The sequence below is a fragment of the Limimaricola sp. G21655-S1 genome (genome assembly GCF_027213785.1).
Lineage (GTDB): Bacteria > Pseudomonadota > Alphaproteobacteria > Rhodobacterales > Rhodobacteraceae > Limimaricola.
Genome location: NZ_JAPWGO010000002.1, coordinates 31,041 through 48,083 on the forward strand (window position 1 = coordinate 31,041; position 17,043 = coordinate 48,083).

The 17,043-nt window shown below is 67.4% G+C and carries 14 protein-coding genes; all 14 read right to left on the reverse strand.

What is annotated here, in order from left to right:
* Positions 1-50: 50 nt before the first annotated feature.
* Entirely contained in the window at positions 51-1,187 is a 1,137-nt protein-coding gene (locus O4G76_RS02585) for an ABC transporter substrate-binding protein (RefSeq protein ID WP_269395854.1), read from the reverse strand.
* A gap of 35 nt (positions 1,188-1,222) precedes the next feature.
* Positions 1,223-1,996 (reverse strand): tryptophan 2,3-dioxygenase, encoded by a 774-nt coding sequence (gene kynA, locus O4G76_RS02590; RefSeq protein WP_269396157.1) that lies wholly within the window; start codon positions 1,994-1,996, stop codon positions 1,223-1,225.
* Between the two features lie 14 nt (positions 1,997-2,010).
* Entirely contained in the window at positions 2,011-3,633 is a 1,623-nt protein-coding gene (locus O4G76_RS02595; protein ID WP_269395855.1) for an AMP-binding protein, read from the reverse strand.
* A gap of 65 nt (positions 3,634-3,698) precedes the next feature.
* Positions 3,699-4,850, reverse strand: coding sequence for an acyl-CoA dehydrogenase family protein (locus O4G76_RS02600; RefSeq protein ID WP_269395856.1), 1,152 nt, complete (start codon positions 4,848-4,850; stop codon positions 3,699-3,701).
* A gap of 1 nt (position 4,851) precedes the next feature.
* A complete protein-coding gene (locus O4G76_RS02605; protein WP_269395857.1) occupies positions 4,852-5,643 on the reverse strand; it encodes an enoyl-CoA hydratase family protein in 792 nt (263 codons plus the stop codon).
* Positions 5,640-6,101 carry a MarR family winged helix-turn-helix transcriptional regulator gene (locus O4G76_RS02610; RefSeq protein ID WP_269395858.1) on the reverse strand — a complete coding sequence of 154 codons (462 nt, stop codon included), beginning with the start codon at positions 6,099-6,101 and terminating at the stop codon, positions 5,640-5,642. The genes O4G76_RS02605 and O4G76_RS02610 overlap by 4 nt, the downstream gene beginning before the upstream one ends.
* The gene (locus tag O4G76_RS02615) at positions 6,098-6,856 is read right to left on the reverse strand and encodes an SDR family NAD(P)-dependent oxidoreductase (RefSeq protein WP_269395859.1); all 759 of its coding nucleotides are present in this window, start codon (positions 6,854-6,856) and stop codon (positions 6,098-6,100) included. The genes O4G76_RS02610 and O4G76_RS02615 overlap by 4 nt, the downstream gene beginning before the upstream one ends.
* Positions 6,856-9,150, reverse strand: coding sequence for a bifunctional salicylyl-CoA 5-hydroxylase/oxidoreductase (locus tag O4G76_RS02620; RefSeq protein ID WP_269395860.1), 2,295 nt, complete (start codon positions 9,148-9,150; stop codon positions 6,856-6,858). Before O4G76_RS02620 ends, O4G76_RS02615 begins: the two co-directional genes overlap by 1 nt.
* Positions 9,151-9,243: 93 nt before the next feature.
* Complete coding sequence (locus tag O4G76_RS02625) at positions 9,244-10,719, reverse strand: SpoVR family protein (RefSeq protein WP_269395861.1); 1,476 nt, start codon at positions 10,717-10,719, stop codon at positions 9,244-9,246.
* Positions 10,712-12,028 (reverse strand): YeaH/YhbH family protein, encoded by a 1,317-nt coding sequence (locus tag O4G76_RS02630; RefSeq protein ID WP_269395862.1) that lies wholly within the window; start codon positions 12,026-12,028, stop codon positions 10,712-10,714. Before O4G76_RS02630 ends, O4G76_RS02625 begins: the two co-directional genes overlap by 8 nt.
* Before the next feature lie 13 nt (positions 12,029-12,041).
* Positions 12,042-13,976 (reverse strand): PrkA family serine protein kinase, encoded by a 1,935-nt coding sequence (locus O4G76_RS02635; protein ID WP_269395863.1) that lies wholly within the window; start codon positions 13,974-13,976, stop codon positions 12,042-12,044.
* A gap of 523 nt (positions 13,977-14,499) precedes the next feature.
* Positions 14,500-15,165 (reverse strand): sulfotransferase family 2 domain-containing protein, encoded by a 666-nt coding sequence (locus O4G76_RS02640; RefSeq protein WP_269395864.1) that lies wholly within the window; start codon positions 15,163-15,165, stop codon positions 14,500-14,502.
* 135 nt (positions 15,166-15,300) lie between these two features.
* Complete coding sequence (locus O4G76_RS02645) at positions 15,301-16,128, reverse strand: universal stress protein (RefSeq protein ID WP_269395865.1); 828 nt, start codon at positions 16,126-16,128, stop codon at positions 15,301-15,303.
* A 37-nt stretch (positions 16,129-16,165) separates the two neighbouring features.
* Complete coding sequence (locus O4G76_RS02650; protein ID WP_269395866.1) at positions 16,166-17,020, reverse strand: universal stress protein; 855 nt, start codon at positions 17,018-17,020, stop codon at positions 16,166-16,168.
* Positions 17,021-17,043 lie beyond the last annotated feature (23 nt).

Sequence of the window (17,043 nt, forward strand, 5' to 3'; positions counted from 1 at the left end):
TCGCTTTCGTCAGGGATGCGGCGGGCCGGGACGGCCCGCCGCGCGGGGTCTTACATGCTGCACTCTTCGGCGTAGGCGTCGCCGCGATCCTCCATCGCCGTGGCGACGATCTTGTTGGTCAGCGTACCGTCCTCTGAGATCACCTCGCGCACATAGATGTCCTGCACCGGGTGCTGGTTCGGCCCGAAGGCGAAATCACCGCGCACGCTGTCGAACTCGGCGGCGCGCAGCGCCTCGCGGAAGGCCTCCGCATCCGCGATATCGGCCTTTTCCATCGCCGAGAGCAGCAGCCGCGCCGTGTCGTAGCCCTGCGCCGCATAGAGCGACGGCAGACGGTCGTATTTCTCCTCGAAGCCCGCGACGAAGGCCTTGTTGGCCTCGTTGTCGAGATCGGGGGACCACTGCGCGGTGTTCTTCACGCCGACCGCCGCCTCGCCGATCGCGGGCAGGATGTCCTGGCTGAAGGAGAAGGCCGGGCCCACGACCGGCATGTCGATGCCCGCCTCGGCCCACTGCTTCATGAAGGAGATGCCCATGCCGCCCGGCAGGAAGAAGAACAGCGCGTCGGCGCCGCTGTCGCGGATCTGAGCGATCTCGGCGGCGTAGTCGGTCTGGCCGAGCTGGGTGTAGACCTCGCTCGCGACCTCGCCGTCGTAGAAGCGCTTGAAGCCCGAGAGGCTGTCCTGACCGGCGGGGTAGTTCGGCGCCATGATGAACATGCTGCCGAAGCCTTCGTCGGTGGCGTATTGCCCCGCCGCCTCGTGCAGGTTGTCGTTCTGGTAGCTGACGGAGAAGTAGTTCTCGTGGCAGCCCTTGCCCGCGAGCTGCGAGGGCGCGGCATTGGTCGAAAGGTAGAACTTGCCCTGCCGCGTCGCGCCCGGCACCACCGCCATGGCGAGGTTCGACCAGACGATGCCGGTCAGCACGTCGACATCCTCGGACTGGATCATCTCGTCCGAGAGTTGCACCGCCACTTCCGGTTTCCGCTGGTCGTCCTCGATGACGACCTCCAGCTCGGAATTGCCCGCCTCCTCGACCGCCAGCATGAAACCGTCGCGCGTGTCGATGCCGAGGCTGGCGCCCCCGCCCGAAAGCGTGGTGATCATGCCGACCTTGACCGGTTCGGCCATGGCCGTGCCGCCGATCATCGACAGCGCGAGGGCGGTCGTCGTCAGGTATCTGGTCATTCTCGTCTCCCTGTGAATGCCGGTCTTGGGGCCGGTCATAGATTGGTACGCAAGTGCCAAAGCTCTGGAAAGAGTTCGATTTCGAGCATCCGCTTGAGGTAGCTGACGCCCCCCGTGCCCCCCGTCCCGCGCTTGAAGCCGATGACCCGCTCCACCGTGGTGACGTGGTTGAAGCGCCAGCGACGGAAGTAGTCCTCGAAATCGACGAGCTTCTCGGCCAGCTCGTAGAGCGGCCAATGCGTCTCGGGATCGCGGTAGACCTCGGTCCATGCGGCCATGACGCGGTCATCGGGATGCGCGGCCTGTTCCGGCACGTCGAAGCCGGCGCGGGCGAGACAGCCGATGGCGGTGTCGTAGAGACTCGGACGGGCCAGTTCGGCGCGCAGCCGCTCCACGATGTCGGGACGGTGCTCATGCGGGCCGATCATCTTCTCGTTGCGGTTGCCCACGGTGAACTCGATCAGCCGGTACTGCCAGGACTGGAAGCCCGAGGACTGCCCCAGCGCGTCGCGGTAGCGGGTGTATTCGCGGGGCGTCATGGTCCTGAGCACGTCCCACGCCGCGTTCATCTGCTCGAATATCCGCGCCACGCGGGTCAGCATCTTGAAGGCCGGGCGCAGCCGGTCCTCGGCGATGGCGCGGCGTGCCGCGTCCAGCTCGTGCAACGCCAGCCGCATCCACAGCTCGGTCACCTGATGCTGCACGATGAACAGCATCTCGTCATGCTCTTCGGTGCGCGGGTGCTGCGCGGTCAGCACCGCGTCGAGACCGAGATAGTCCGTGTAGGACATCTTGCCCTCGAACCGCATGACGGGATCGTCGGTCACTTCGATCCCTCGCGCAGCCGGAACCTCTGGATCTTGCCGCTCTCGGTCTTGGGCAGCGCGTCGCAGAACACGACGGAGCGGGGATACTTGTAGGGCGCGATCTGCGCCTTCACGTGGTCCTGCAAGAGCTTCGTCATCGCCTCGCAGGCCTCGTGGCCCTCGGCCAGCACCACATGCGCCTGCACCACCTGCCCGCGATCGGGATCGGGCGCGCCCACCACCGCGCATTCGGCGACCGCCTCGTGCGACAGCAGCGCCGCCTCGACCTCTGGCGCCGCGATGTTGTAGCCCGCGGACAGGATGATGTCGTCGGAGCGGGCGGCGAAGTGGAAGCGCCCCTCCTCGTCCTGCACGAAGGCATCGCCGGTGAGGTTCCAGCCGTCGCGGACATAGTCGCGCTGCCGCTCGTCGGCGAGATAGCGGCAGCCCGTAGGCCCCTTGACCGCCAGTTGCCCAACCGTGCCGCGCGGCACCTCGTTCATCTCGTCATCGACCACGCGGGCGACATAGCCTGTGACGGGCCGCCCGGTGCAGCCGGGATGGCTGTCGTCGAGCCGGTTGGTGATGAAGATGTGCAGAAGCTCGGTCGCGCCGATGCCGTCGAGCATCGGCTTGCCGGTCTTCTCCATCCACTCGTGATAGACCGGCGCGGGCAGCGTCTCGCCCGCCGAAACGGCGCAGCGCAGCGACGACAGGTCCGCGCCCTCGTCCATCGCGCGCAGCATGGCGCGGTAGGCGGTCGGCGCGGTGAAGCAGACGGTCGCCTTATACTTCTCGATGATCTCGATCATGTTGGGCGGCGAGGCCGTTTCCAAGAGCGTCGCCGCCGCCCCGAAGCGCAACGGAAACACCGCGAGCCCGCCCAGCCCGAAGGTGAAGGCCAAGGGCGGCGATCCGACGAAGACGTCGTCGGGCGTGACGCCGAGCACTTCCTTGGCGTAGCCATCGGCGATGATCAGAAGGTCGCGGTGGAAATGCATCGTGGCCTTCGGCACGCCGGTCGAGCCCGAAGTGAATCCCAGAAGCGCCACGTCGTCGCGCCCCGTCTGCACCGGCTCGAAGGTCACCGGCTTGTCGAGCGCGGCGCGGTCGAGCTCGGCATCGTGGTTGGCGGTGCCGTCGAAGCCCACCACCTTTTCCAGATGCGGGCTTTGCTTGGCGCAGGCCACCATCTCGTCCATCAGCCGCGTGTCGCAGAGAGCGAGGCTCACCTCGGCCTTGTCGACGATCTTGCACAGCTCGCCCGCGCGCAGCATCGGCATGGTGTTGACCACCACCGCCCCGGCCTTGGTCGCGGCAAGCCAGCAGGCGACCATCGCCGGGTTGTTGGCCGAGCGGATCAGCACCCGGTTGCCGGGCTTCACGTGGTAATCCTCGACCAGCACCCGCGCGATGCGGTTGGTCCAGTCCATCAGCTCCTTGTAGCTGCGGCGGCGGCCATTGCCGATCAGCGCGGTGTGGTCGCCAAAGCCCTTTTCGACCAGCCGGTCGCACAGCTCGACCCCGGCATTGAGCCGCTCGGGGTAGTCGAAAGTGTCGAGCAGCAGCTCGGGCCACTGGTCGAATGGCGGCAGGTTGTCGCGCGAGAAGCTGTCTTCGTGCGCCGTCGGTCCCAGCATCTGTCTTTCCTCCCCTGATCCGCACCGCCGGGGCTCTCCCCTTCCCCGGCGGCGCGGTCCCTGCCCTAGCCTGCGTGCGCGGCCATCGCGGCGCGGGCGATGATGATCTTCTGCACGTCGCTCGCGCCCTCGTAGATCCTGAGCGCGCGGATTTCGCGGTAGAGCGTCTCAGGCACCGAGCCCGACCGCACCCCGTCGCCGCCATGGATCTGCACCGCCGCGTCGATAATCTTCTGCGCCTGATCGGTCGAGAACAGCTTGGCCATCGCCGCCTCGCGGCTGACGCGCGGCGCGCCGCTATCCTTGGTCCAGGCGGCGCGGTAGGTCAGCAGCGCCGCCGCGTCGATGTCGAGCGCCATCTCGGCGATGTGGCCCTGCACCATCTGCATCTCGAACAGCGGCGCGCCGAACAGCTCGCGCGATGCCGCACGGTCGAGACTGGCATCCAGCGCGCGGCGCGCGAAGCCCAGCGCCGCCGCAGCCACGGTGGAGCGGAACACGTCGAGCACCGACATCGCGATGCGGAAGCCCTGTCCCGGCTCGCCGATCATCGCGCTTTCGGGCAACCTCACGCCTTCGAAGGCCAGCCGGGCCAGCGGGTGCGGCGCGATGGTCTCCAGACGCTCGGCCACGCGCAGTCCCGGCGTGTCGGCCGGCACGATGAAGGCCGAAAGCCCCTTGGCGCCCGGCCCCTCCCCGGTGCGGGCGAAAACCACGTAGAGATCGGCGATGCCGCCATTCGAGATCCAGGTCTTCTCACCGTCGAGTACCCAGCCGTCGCCGTCGCGCCGCGCCGTCATCGCGAGGTTGGCCACGTCCGAGCCGGATTGCGGCTCGGTCAGCGCGAAGGCCGAGATCGCCGCGCCGCGCCGTACCTTGGGCAGCCATTCCGCCTTTTGCTCGGACGAGCCGAAGAGCGAGATCGCGCCCGAGCCCAGCCCCTGCATGGCAAAGGCGAAATCTGCGAGGCCGTCATGGCGCGCCAGCGTCTCGCGGATCAGGCACAGGCTGCGCACGTCGAGCTTGCCGTCCTCGGAGGCCGCGTGCTCCAGCCAGCCGCCCTGCCCGAGCCGCGCCACCAGATCGCGGCAGGTCGCGTCGGTGTCGGCGTGATCGATGCCCGAGAGCCGCCGCCCGGCCCAATGCTCCAGCGCCTCGGACAGCTCCCGATGTTTCTCTTCGAAGAGGGGCCAGTCGAGATAGCTCTTGTCGGCCATGTCAGTCCCCCTCGAAGACGGGTTTTTCGCGCGCCATGAAGGCGCGGTAGGCGCGGCGGAAATCCTCGGTCTGCATGCAGATCGCCTGCGCCTGCGCCTCGGCCTCGATCGCGCGCTCCAGTCCCATGTCCCATTCCTGCAGCAGCATGGTCTTGGTCATCATGTTGGCGAAGCGCGGTCCCGCCGCGATGCGGCTCGCCAGCTTCAGCGCCTCGGCCTCCAACTCGTGCCCCCCGACGAGGCGGTTGTAGAAGCCCCAGCGTTCGCCCTCATCGGCGCTCATCACCCGCCCCGTATAGAGCAGCTCCGCCGCGCGCCCCTGCCCGATGATCCGTGGCAGCATCGCGCAGGCCCCCATGTCGCAGCCCGCGAGGCCGACACGGTTGAACAGGAAGGCGGTCTTCGCCTCCGGCGTGGCGATCCGCAGATCCGAGGCCATGGCGAGGATCGCCCCCGCACCGACCGCGACACCATCCACCGCGGCAATGACCGGCTTGCCGCAGGTGAGCATCGCCTTGACCAGATCGCCGGTCATCCGGGTGAAGCCCAGAAGCCCCTTCATGTCGAGCTCGGTGAGTGGCCCAATGATGTCCTCGACATCGCCGCCGGAGCTGAAATTGCCGCCGTTGGGGGCGATGACGACGGCGTGGATCTCCTCATCCTCGACCAGATCCCTGAACCAGTCGCGCAGCGCGGCGTAGCTCTGGAAGGTGAAGGGGTTCTTGCGTTCGGGCCGGTCGAGCCGGACCACGGCGACCGCGCCCTCGCGCTCCAGCTTGAAATGCGCGCTCATCGCTTCTCCTCCAGATCGCGGGCAACGCTGTCGAGATCCTCCATGATCCGCGCCGCCTCGGCTTCGGTGATCGCGCCCATCAATTCGTTGACCCAAGCCTCGTGCGCGGTCGCAAGCGTGTCGAAATGCGCGCGACCCTTGCCGGTCAGCCGCACCTCCATGGCGCGCCGGTCGCCCGCCACCGCATGGCGCTCGGCATGGCCCTCGACCTCGAGCCGGTCGACGATGCCGGTGACGTTGCCGTTCGACACGCGCAGCCGCCGCGACAGCTCGGACATCTTCAGCCCCTCGGGGCTGCGCGCCAGGGCCGCCATCACGTCGAAGCGCGGCAGCGTCGTGCCGAACTCGGTGCGCAGCCGGTCGCGCAGCGCCGTCTCCACGGCGTTCGAGGTCTTCAGGAGCTTCAGCCATAGCCTGAGCCGCGTCTTGCCCGCCTTGGCCTGCACGTCCACGCTCATGTCTCGCCCCCCGACACCGAAATCGCCTGGCCGGTCACCGCGCTCGCGCCGTCGCCTGCGAGCCACAGCACCGCGTCGGCCACCTCCTCGGGCTTCACGAAGCGGCCCTGCGGGTTGCCCGAGGCGAGCGCCTTGGCGGCCTCCTCGCGGCTCCGCCCGGTCTTGGCAACGATGTTGTCGATGCTCTCCTCCAGCATCGGCGTCTCGGCGAAGCCGGGGCAGATGGCGTTGACGGTGATCGGCGTGCGCGCCAGCTCCAGAGCGACCGAGCGGGTGAGCCCCACCACCGCGTGTTTGGCCGCGACATAGCCCGAGACGTAGCCATAGCCCTTGAGCCCGGCGGTCGAGGCGATGGCGATCAGCCGCCCCCGGCCCGCCTCGCGCATGCCCGGCAGCACCGCCTGCCACAGGTTGAACACGCCGTGCAGGTTGACGGCGAGCATCGCGTCGAGGTCCTGCGCCGTGGTCTTGGCGAAGGGCTTGCTCTCGGCGGCGCCGGCATTGGCGATGGCGATGGTCACGGGGCCGCGCTCTCGCGTCGCCTGTTCCACGACGCGCGCCATGTCGCCGGCGCGCGTCACGTCCCCCGTGATCCATCCCATCTCCGCCTGCCCCCCGGCGGTCTCGACGAGCGGCGCCTCGCGCCGCCCGGTGATCGTGACGCGCGCCCCCTCGGCGGCCAGCGCGAGCGCGATGGCGCGCCCCACCCCGGTGCCGCCGCCGGTGACCAGCGCGTGGTGTCCCGCAAGCCGCATCAGACCGCTCCCACCATCTGCTCGGCCCTGTCGGCCAGCCGCCATGCCTGATCACGGCCCGGCAGATAGGGGTCGGGCCACGCCGCGTGCCGATCGCCGATCGCGGTCGCGGCGTGCAGCGTCCAGTAGGGATCGGCGAGATGCGGACGGGCGATCGCCACCAGATCGGCGCGCCCCGCCATCAGGATCGAATTGACGTGATCGGCCTCGTAGATGTTGCCCACCGCCATCGTCGCGATGCCCGCCTCGTTGCGGATGCGGTCCGAGAACGGCGTCTGGAACATCCGGCCATAGACCGGCCGTGCCTCGATGCTGGTCTGCCCGGCAGAGACGTCGATCAGGTCGGCGCCGGCCCCGTGGAAGGCGCGGGCGATCTCGACCGCCTCGTCGGGCGTCACGCCGTGGTCGCCGACCCAGTCATTGGCCGAGATGCGCACCGACATCGGCTTGTCGTCGGGCCATGCCGCGCGCATGGCGCGGAACACTTCCAAGGGCCAACGCAGCCGGTTCTCCAGCGATCCGCCATATTCGTCGCTCCGCCGGTTCGACATCGGCGAGATGAAGGAGGAGACGAGGTAGCCATGCGCGGCGTGCAGTTCGATCATGTCGAAGCCCGCCCGCGCGGCCATCTCGGTCGAGGCCACGAATTGCGCCGTCACCTCGTCCATGTCCTCGCGTGTCATTTCGCGCGGCGTCGGGTTGTTGTCCGACCACGGGATCGGGCTGGCCGAGATGGTCTCCCAGTTTCCCGCCTTCAGCGGCGCATCCATCTCCTCCCAGCCAAGCTGGGTCGAGCCCTTGCGCCCCGAATGGCCGATCTGGCAGCAGAACTTCGCATCCGTCTCGGCATGGACGAAGTCGGTGATCCGCGACCACGCCGCCTCGTGCTCGGGGGCGTAGAGACCGGGACAGCCGGGCGTGATCCGGCCTTGCGCGCTCACGCAGGTCATCTCGGTATAGACCAGCCCCGCCCCGCCCTTGGCACGCTCGCCCAGATGCACCAGATGCCAGTCGGTCGGGCAGCCATCCTTGGCCTTGTACTGTGCCATGGGCGAGACGACGACGCGGTTCTTCAGCTCCATGCCACGCAGCCTGTAGGGCGCGAACATCGGCGCGCGCACGGGCGCGTCCTCGGGCAACCCGGCGCGGCTCTGGAACCAGCGCTCGGCGCCCTTCAGCCATTCGGGGTCGCGCAGGCGTAGGTTCTCGTGGCTGATCCGCTGGCTGCGGGTCAGCAGCGAGTAGTTGAACTGCACCGGGTCGAGATCGAGATAACGGCCGACCTCCTCGAACCACTCCATCGAGTTGCGCGCCGCCGACTGCAGTCGCAGCACCTCGATGCGGCGGGTTTCCTCGTAGCTTTCGAAGGCGGTGGCGAGGTCGGGCACGGCGGCGATCTCGTCCGCCAGCGCGATTGCGGATTCGAGCGCCAGCTTGGTCCCGGAGCCGATCGAGAAATGCGCGGTGGCGGCGGCATCGCCCAGAAGCACGATATTGTCGGTGTACCATCGCTCGCACAGCACCCGGGGGAAGTTGATCCAGGCCGAGCCACGGATATGGCGCGCGTTCGACATCAGGGGGTGACCGCCCAGATGATCGCGGAAGATCTTCTCGCAGACGGCGATCGACTCGTCCTGGCTCATCTTGTCGAAGCCCCAGGCCCGGAAGGTTTCAGGCGCGCATTCGACGATGAACGTCGCGGTGCCCGGCTCGAACTGGTAGGCATGCGCCCAGACCCAGCCATGCTCGGTCTTCTCGAAGATGAAGGTGAAGGCGTCGGCGAAGGTCTGGGTCGTGCCGAGCCATGTGAAATGGCAGCGGCGGCGGTCGATCTCGGGACGAAAGACCTCTTCGAATTCGTTGCGGGTCTTGGAGTTGAGCCCGTCGGCCGCGACCACGAGATCGTAATCGGCGGCGTAGTCGGAGGCGGACCCCACCTCGGTCTCGAAGCGCAGCTCGACACCCAGCTCGCGCGCCCGGTCTTGCAACAGCAGCAACAGCCGCTTGCGGCCGATGCCGCAAAAGCCGTGCCCTGTGGAGACGATGCGCTCGCCGCCCTTCACCACCGCCACATCGTCCCAATAGGCGAAATGCGCGCGGATTGCCTCGGCCGAGGCCGCATCATTGGCGGCAAGGTTGTCGAGCGTCTCGTCCGACAGCACCACGCCCCAGCCAAAGGTGTCGTCGGGGCGGTTGCGCTCGATCACCACCACCTCGTGCGACGCGTCGCGCAGCTTGGCCGATATGGCAAAGTAGAGCCCCGCCGGTCCTCCCCCGATGCACGCGATCCTCATGGCCCCTCCCCGAGCTGTTGCGAGGAGGCTAAGATGCGCCCCGATTCATTTCAAGCTTAAAATATCTTTGCTTGAAGCATGCGTTCGGGTGGCTCAGCCCGTCATCTCGTCGATCTCCACCTCGTAGCCCCAGAGCTCGCGCAGGCAGGCGAGCGTCGCCTCGCGCTCGCGCGGATCGAGCGGCACCTCGTTGCGCAGCACGTGGCGCAGCCGCAGCACCCGGTCGCCGGCGAGGTCGGCGTCGATCACCTCGATATCGGGCGAGCGGTTCGACAGGTCGTAGCCGCGTGCCAGCGTGTCGCGCAGCGCTCGGTAGCCCGCCTCGTCATGGATCGCCGTGACCTTCAGCGTGTCCTCGGCCTCGGCGTCGCGCAGCGCGAAGAGCCGCAGGTCGCGCATCACCTTCGGGCTCAGAAACTGCTGGATGAAACTCTCGTCCCGGAAATTGGCCCAGGCGTCCTTGAGCACGCCGCGCCAGTCGCCGCAGCCGGCGATCGAGGGAAACCATTCGCGGTCCTCGGGCTCGGGGGCCTCGCAGATTCTCTGGACGTCGCGCATCATGGCGAAGCCCAGCGCGTAGGGATTGATGCCGCCATAGCCCGGGTGGTCGTAACCGGGCTGGAACAGCACGCTGGAATGGCTGTGCAGGATCTCGAGCATCGCGCCGTCGCCGATCCGGCCCTGCTCGTGCAGCTTGTTGAGGATGTGGAAATGCACGAAGCAGGCGCAGCCCTCGTTCATCACCTGGGTCTGACGCTGCGGGTAGAAATACTGCGCGAGGTTGCGCACGATCCGCAGCACCTGCCGCTGCCAAGGTTCGAGCACCGGGCTGTGGCGTTCGAGAAAGTAGATCAGGTTCTCTTCCGGCAGGCCCAGCATGCGGCGCCGTTCGGCCGCGGCGTTCTCGTGATCATGCGGCCGCCGCTCCCGTTCGAGCCGGCTCCACAGGTAATGCGCGGCGCGTTCGTCCTCCTCGATGCGCCGCTCGGCACGCTCGGCCTCGGCCCTGAGCGAGGGCTGCGCCGGGCGACGATGGCGGAACACCGAAGCGCTCATCAGCGCATGCGCGGCGTCGAGCGTCCGCTCCACCCGACCCGGCCCGTGCCGCTCCTCGCACCGGCCGAGGAAATTGCGGGCGTAATCGAGATAGTCGAGGATGCCGCGCGGGTCGGTCCATTGCCGGAACAGGTGGTTCGACTTGAAGAAGTGGTTGTGACCGAAGGCGGCGTGGGCGATCACCAGGGCCTGCATCGGCATGGTGTTCTCTTCGAGGCAGTAGCAGATGCAGGGATCCGAGTTGATGACGATCTCGTATGCCAGCCCCTGCACGCCCTTGGAGTAGAGCCTTTCGTGGTGGATGAACTGCTTGCCGAAGGACCAGTGGCGATACATCAGCGGCATGCCGGTGGCGGAATAGGCGTCGAGCATCTGCTCGGTCGAGATGATCTCGATCTGGTTGGGATAGACGTCGAGCCCGAGATCCTCGCGCGCGATCTGCTCGATCGCCTCGGTGGTGCGCCTGAGCGTGTCGAAGTTCCAGTCCGGACCGTCGAACAGGAGATCAGCCATGGGCGGCCTCCGTGCGGCGGGCGAAGAGATCGCGGAACACGGGATAGATGTCGGCCGGACCGGCGACCCGGCGCATCGCGAAGTTGGGCCAGCGCTCGGCCACCTCACGATAGGCCATCCACAGCTCGGTGCCGCGCGCGGCGTCGCGCAGGATCCGCGCCTCGGCCTCGCCGATGATCTCGACATAGGCGAAGTGCTGGCAGATCTTCAAAAGCTCGCTTTCGAGCCAGATCTGGCAGTCGCGGCTGTCGCCCTGGTAATTGTCGCCATCCGAGGCCTGCGCCGCGTAGATGTTCCATTCCGAGGCCGGGTAGCGCTCGGACTGCACCCGGTTCATCTCGGCCAGCGCGGTCGAGACCATGGTGCCGCCGCTCTCGCGCGAATAGAAGAAGGTCTGCTCGTCGACCTCCGAAGCGAGATGGGTGTGCCGGATGAAGACCAGATCCACCGTCTCGTAGCGCCGCGTGAGAAACAGGTGCAGCAGCACGAAGAACCGCTTGGCGAGATCCTTTTCGCGTGCGCCCATCGAGGCCGAGACGTCCATCAGGCAGAACATCACCGCCTGCGCGCGCGGCTCTGGCTGCGGCTCGAAATGGCTGTAGCGCAGGTCGAGCGGATCGAGATAGGGCACCCGCTTGCGATGCGCGGTCAGGGCCTCGATCTCGGCCTGAAGGCGCATGATCTCGGCGCGCTGCGCCGCGTCGGGCTCGAACACCGCCTCGAGCGCGAAGAGCCGCTCTCGCAACTCCTCGAGCTTCGCGTCGGAGGGGCGGCGCAGGGCGATGCGGCGACCCATGGCGCGGCGCATGGTGCGCCCGACATTGAGATTGGCGGGCGCGCCGGTGACCGAGAGCCCGGCCCGGCGCGGCCGCGCCACCGAACTGCCGGCGAGGCTGCGCTTGATCATGTCGGGCAGTTCGAGGTCCTCGAAGAAGATGTCGAGAAACTCGTCGCGCGACAGGGCGAAGACGAAATCATCCTCGCCCTCGCCATCCGGCGCCCCCTTGCGCCCCGCCCCGCCGCCGCCCTGCTGCGGGCGCGGGATCTCGTCGCCGGCCTGGAACTCCCGGTTGCCCGGTAGCACGCCCTCGCGCGTGCCGCCCTTGGAGGCATGGCGAAAGCTCGGCTCGCTCAAGCTGTCGCGCGGCACCGCGACATCGGTGCCGGCTTCCATGTCGGTGATACCGCGCTTGCGCACGCTGGCATCGACCGCCTCGCGCACATGCGCCTTGATGCGGCCGATGAAGCGACGGCGGTTGGGAGTGCTGCGGCCCTTGGGGTTGAGACGGCGGTCGATGAAATGCGTCATGCCCGCCCCTTTCTCATCCGGCCTTGTTCACCCGCATGTACCATTCGACGAGCCTCCTGACCTGGCGCGGCGTGTAGCCCCGCTCGCCCATCCGCTCCACGAACTCGGCATGCTTCGCATCCGTGTCCTTGTCGCGCTTGGCGCCGAAGCTGACCACCGGCAGCAGGTCCTCGACCCTCGAGAACATCCGCTTTTCGATCACCCGGCGCAGCTTCTCGTAGCCGCGCCAATCGGGGTTGCGGCCCTCGTTCTCGGCCCGGGCGCGCAGCACGAACTTGACCACCTCGTTGCGGAAATCCTTGGGGTTGGACACGCCCGCGGGCTTTTCGATCTTGGCCAGTTCGGCCTCGAGCACGTCGCGGTCGAACATCTGCCCGGTGTCGGGATCCTTGTAGTCCTGATCCTCGATCCAGGCATCCGCATAGGCGATGTAACGGTCGAACAGGTTCTGGCCGTAATCGGAATAGCTCTCGAGATAGGCCTTCTGGATCTCCTCGCCGATGAACTCCGCATAGCGCGGTGCCAGCTCGGATTTCAGGAAGTCGAGATAGCGCGCCTCGGTCTCCTCCGAGAACTGCTCGCGCCGCACCGCCTGTTCGAGCACGTACATCAGGTGCACCGGGTCGGCGCCGACCTCGTCCACGTCATGGTTGATGGTCTCGGCCAGCACCTTGAAGGCGAAGCGGGTCGAAACGCCGGTCATGCCCTCGTCGGCCCCCGCCGCGTCGCGGTATTCCTGAAGACTCCGCGCCTTGGGATCGGTGTGCTTGAGCGTCTCGCCGTCATAGGTCCGCAGCTTGGAATAGATCGTCGAGTTCTCGTGCTCCTGCAGGCGCGTGAGCACCGAGAACCGCGCCAGGATCGGCAGCGTTTCGGGGGCGCAGGGCGCCTCGGCGAGCGAGCTTTCGCGCAGAAGCTTCTCGTAGATCCGCGCCTCTTCGGTGGCGCGCAGGCAATAGGGGATCTTCACCACCGAGATCCGGTCGAGGAAGGCCTCGTTGTTGCGGTTGTTCTTGAACTGGCGCCACTCGGCCTCGTTCGAGTGGGCGATGATCAGGCCCTGATAAGGCATGGCGCCGATGTTCTCGGTGCCGGTATAGCTGCCCTCCTGAGTCGCGGTGAGCAGCGGGTGCAGCACCTTGATCGGCGCCTTGAACATCTCGACGAATTCGAGAAGACCCTGCGTGGTGCGGTTCAGGCCACCCGAATAGCTGTAGGCGTCGGGGTCGTCCTGACCCATGTGTTCGAGCTTGCGAATGTCGAGCTTGCCGACCAGCGCCGAGACGTCCTGGTTGTTCTCGTCACCCGGCTCGGTCTTGGTGACGCCGATCTGCCGAAGCCGCGAGGGCTGCATCCGCACCACCGAAAAGCGCGAGATGTCGCCGCCGAACTCCTCGAGCCGCTTCACCGCCCAAGGGCTGATCAGCCCGGTCAGGAGCCTGCGCGGAATGTCGTACTTGTCCTCCAGAAGATCGCCGAAACGCTCGCGGTCGAACAGGCCCAGCGGGCTTTCGAAGACCGGGCTGATCTGGTCGCCGGCCTTGAGAACGTAGATCGGCTCCTTTTCCATCAACGCCTTGAGGATCTCGGCGATGGTGGACTTGCCGCCGCCCACCGGGCCGAGCAGGTACAGGATCTGCTTGCGCTCCTCGAGGCCCTGGCTGGCATGGCGGAAGAAACCGACGATCCGTTCGACCACCTCCTCGTTGCCATAGAGGCTTTCGAAGGCGCGGTAGATCTTGACGGTACGGTTGAGGAAGATCCGTCCGAGCCGCTGGTCGTGGCTCGTATCCACGAGTTCGGGCTCGCCTATGGCGCGCATCATCCGCTCCGCAGCGGTGGCACGCACCGATGGATCCTCCCGGCATCGCAGGAGGTATTCCTGCAGTGTCAGCTCCTCGGTTCGGGAGTTCGCATAGCTTTCGGCGTAGCGGGTAAATACATCCATCGGCCCATTCTCTCGTCCGTTGGCGCGTCTTGGTCGCGCGGTCCCGTCCCCCACAGGCGAATCTTTTTCTTTCATCATATTATGTGGTGACGACGATCTGGCAAATCACGGAGATTTACGGTGCGTCACGCATCATGTTTCAGGGAGTTGTGCGTGAATGGCACACAACCCGCCTCCGATGCCCGGTTCCGGGCGTTCCGTGTTCGGTCACGCGACTGGCGGGTGAGTCCCCCGCACGCTTTGGCTGAATACCGTCCCCACGGGGCAGGATCTTCGGCGAAGCCTTCGTGACATGGCTGAAGCCGCTGCAAAGAGAGCACACTTCCCCGTCCGGGTAGCTCCGTGCCGAAGGTGTCGCGTCGCGAATTCAGCGCCCGATCCGCAAGGCTGTCGCACTGGCGAGCGCTGTCAGGTTCTTCGGACGCGCGGCACGCGATGGCGCATGCGGCGCGACAGGCTTTAGTGCGAAACCGGACTAGAAAAATCCGCGTGATCGGCACCCGAAAGGCCGATCCGAGCAGGCCTAATCGCCGCCCGCCCCACCGCGCCCATAATCGAACCGGTCGTAATCCATCGCGTATCGTGTCTCGATCCGCGCCCGGTCTCCCGCCTGCAGCGGCACCTCCAGCCCGCCCGTCGCCTTCTCCCGCGGCAGATCGTGCGGCGCGGCCAGTCCGGTCACCTCCGAGAGTCGCGCGAAGACCGGCTCCATCCCATCCTCGAAGCGAAAGATCTCGAGCCCGGGCAGATCGGTGAATTCGACCTGCGAGCGAAGGTGATTGCTCAGGTGATAGGGGTTCTGCTCGGCCGCCCGCAGGTTCTGACGCAGCCAGCGCGAAAAGTCTCGACCCCGCGTTTCGGGCGAGACCTCGGCAACGGCCAGGCGGCGCAGCCCGCCCCATCGGCGCAGCTTTCGCCCGCCGGACTTGCGCCAGACATACTCGCTGATCATCCGCGCCTCCGGATGGCGGGTGATCGCGAAGGCATAGTCGAACCACCCCGATCCGGGAAACAGCGCGCCCAGCAGTTCGGCGTGGAAATGCTGCGGCGGGCATGGAAGGGCGGTGCGCGTCGGAATCCGGAACGCCTCGGCGCCGGCCTCCCCGAGCCAGCGCGAGACCGAGGAACCGCCGGTTTTCGGAATATGCACGAACAGGATGCGAAGTCCCCTGACCTGAAAGATCGGCACGCGTCGCTCCCTTGGATGGCCTCACCGCTACTGGGCCGCGCGAGCAGGTGAGGTCAAGCATCGAGAGGCCATTCACGGCCGCGGGACGCACGCCGGTCACGGGATCGATCCACCCCGAAATCGGTGCCGCGCGCCTCACTTCGAAAACAGCACCGGGCGCTTGGCGCGCTGCATCAGGTCGCGCGTCACCGTGCCCAGCACGAAATCATAGGCCTTGGAATGCCCGAAGGCGCCCGTGGCGATGAAGCTCGCACCGGTCTCGAAGGCCTCGCGCTCGATCACCTCGGCGATGCGGCTCTCGCCCGGCGACCTGTGGGTGACGGTCGCCTTCATGCCGTGACGGCTGAACATCGCCGCCATCTCGTTGGCGGGATAGTCCTGTTCGCCGGGGTCCGGCGCCTTCTCGACGCTGAGCAGCGTCACCTCGGCACCCTCATCGAGCAGCAGGCGCGCGTCATGCGCGGCCCGCGTCGCCTCGCGCGTGGCGCTCCAGCCGATCACGGCCGAGGCTCCGAGCGCGCCGGGCTGGTAGCCCGGCGGGATCATCAGCACCGGGCGCCCCGCATGACGGATCAACTCCTCCTGCGGACGGCCCGCCGCATCCTTCTCGGGCCGCATGACGAGGACCAGGTCGGCGGCGCGGGCGCTTTCGCACAGGCGTTCGCCGATCGTGGCGAGGCGCGCCTCGAGACAGCGCCATTCGGGCGTCACGCCTTCGGCCTCCGCCGCCGCCTTGAAGGCGGTTTCGATCTCGAGGGCCGTGTCGCGCTGCCCGGCGCGGATCTGGGTCAGGATCTCGCCGGTGACATACATCGAGACCGAGGCATGGACGACGGGATCAGGCAGCACATGAAGCCCGAGCAGATGCGCGCCATGCTGCCGCGCGAGCGCGGCGCCGGTCCGGGCCAGGGTCGGAGCGCTCGCGCCATCCGCAAAGCACAGGGCGATGGTACGGCAGGTCATGGATCGTCTCCTTTCGAGGATCAGATGAATCAGGGGGTCAGTCGGGGATCGAGGGCGGCACGGCGAGGATGTCGCAGGGCGGGTCCGCCATGAGGCCGCGCGCCACGCTGCCCAGCAGCGCCTCGGACAGCCGCGAGCGGGTATGCGTCCCGAGCACCAGCAGATCGGTCGGCGCGGAACCGATCTCGTCGCGGATCGCCGAAACCGTCTCGCCCTCGATCAGTTCGCGGTCGGAGGGGCCGACGATATCCTCGATGCCACCGAGAAAGGTCTCCATGGCGGTTTCGGCCCGGGCCCGCGCGCGCAGCCGTTCACCCGACATCACGGAGCCACGCGCCGTGCCGCGCAGCACCCCGCCGAACGGCACGGTATAGCAATGCAGCAGGCGGATGCGTGCCGCGGGCGCCAGCTTGCGCGCGACCACGAGCGCCTCGCGCGCGGCGCAGGAAAAATCCGTGGCAAGCAGGACCGAACGATAGGGCCGATCGCTGTCGTCACGCGCGACCAGCAGCGGCACGCCGCAGGCCTTTGCGACCCGTTCGACCGTGGTGCCGCGAAACAGGTCGATCAGGCCGGGATGCCGGTGCGCGCCGAGGATCAGCAGATCGGCGCCCTCCTCCACGACCCGGTCGAGGATTACCATCCAGTCGGTGCCGACGCCGATGCGCGCCACCACATCGAGTCCGAGGCGGTCGCGTAGGCCGATGGCCTGCCCTTCCAGCCGCGCCATGAGCGCCCTCTCGAAGGTCGCATGCAGATCGTCCGGCAGGCCGTCCTGCATGACATGCAGCAGCACGAGCTGCGCGCCGCATTCCCGGGCCAGCGTCGCGCCACGCCGCAGCGCGATATCGCCCTGCTCGGCCATGTCGGTGGCAATCAATATCCTTTGCATCAGCGGAGCCTCCGTTCGGGCGC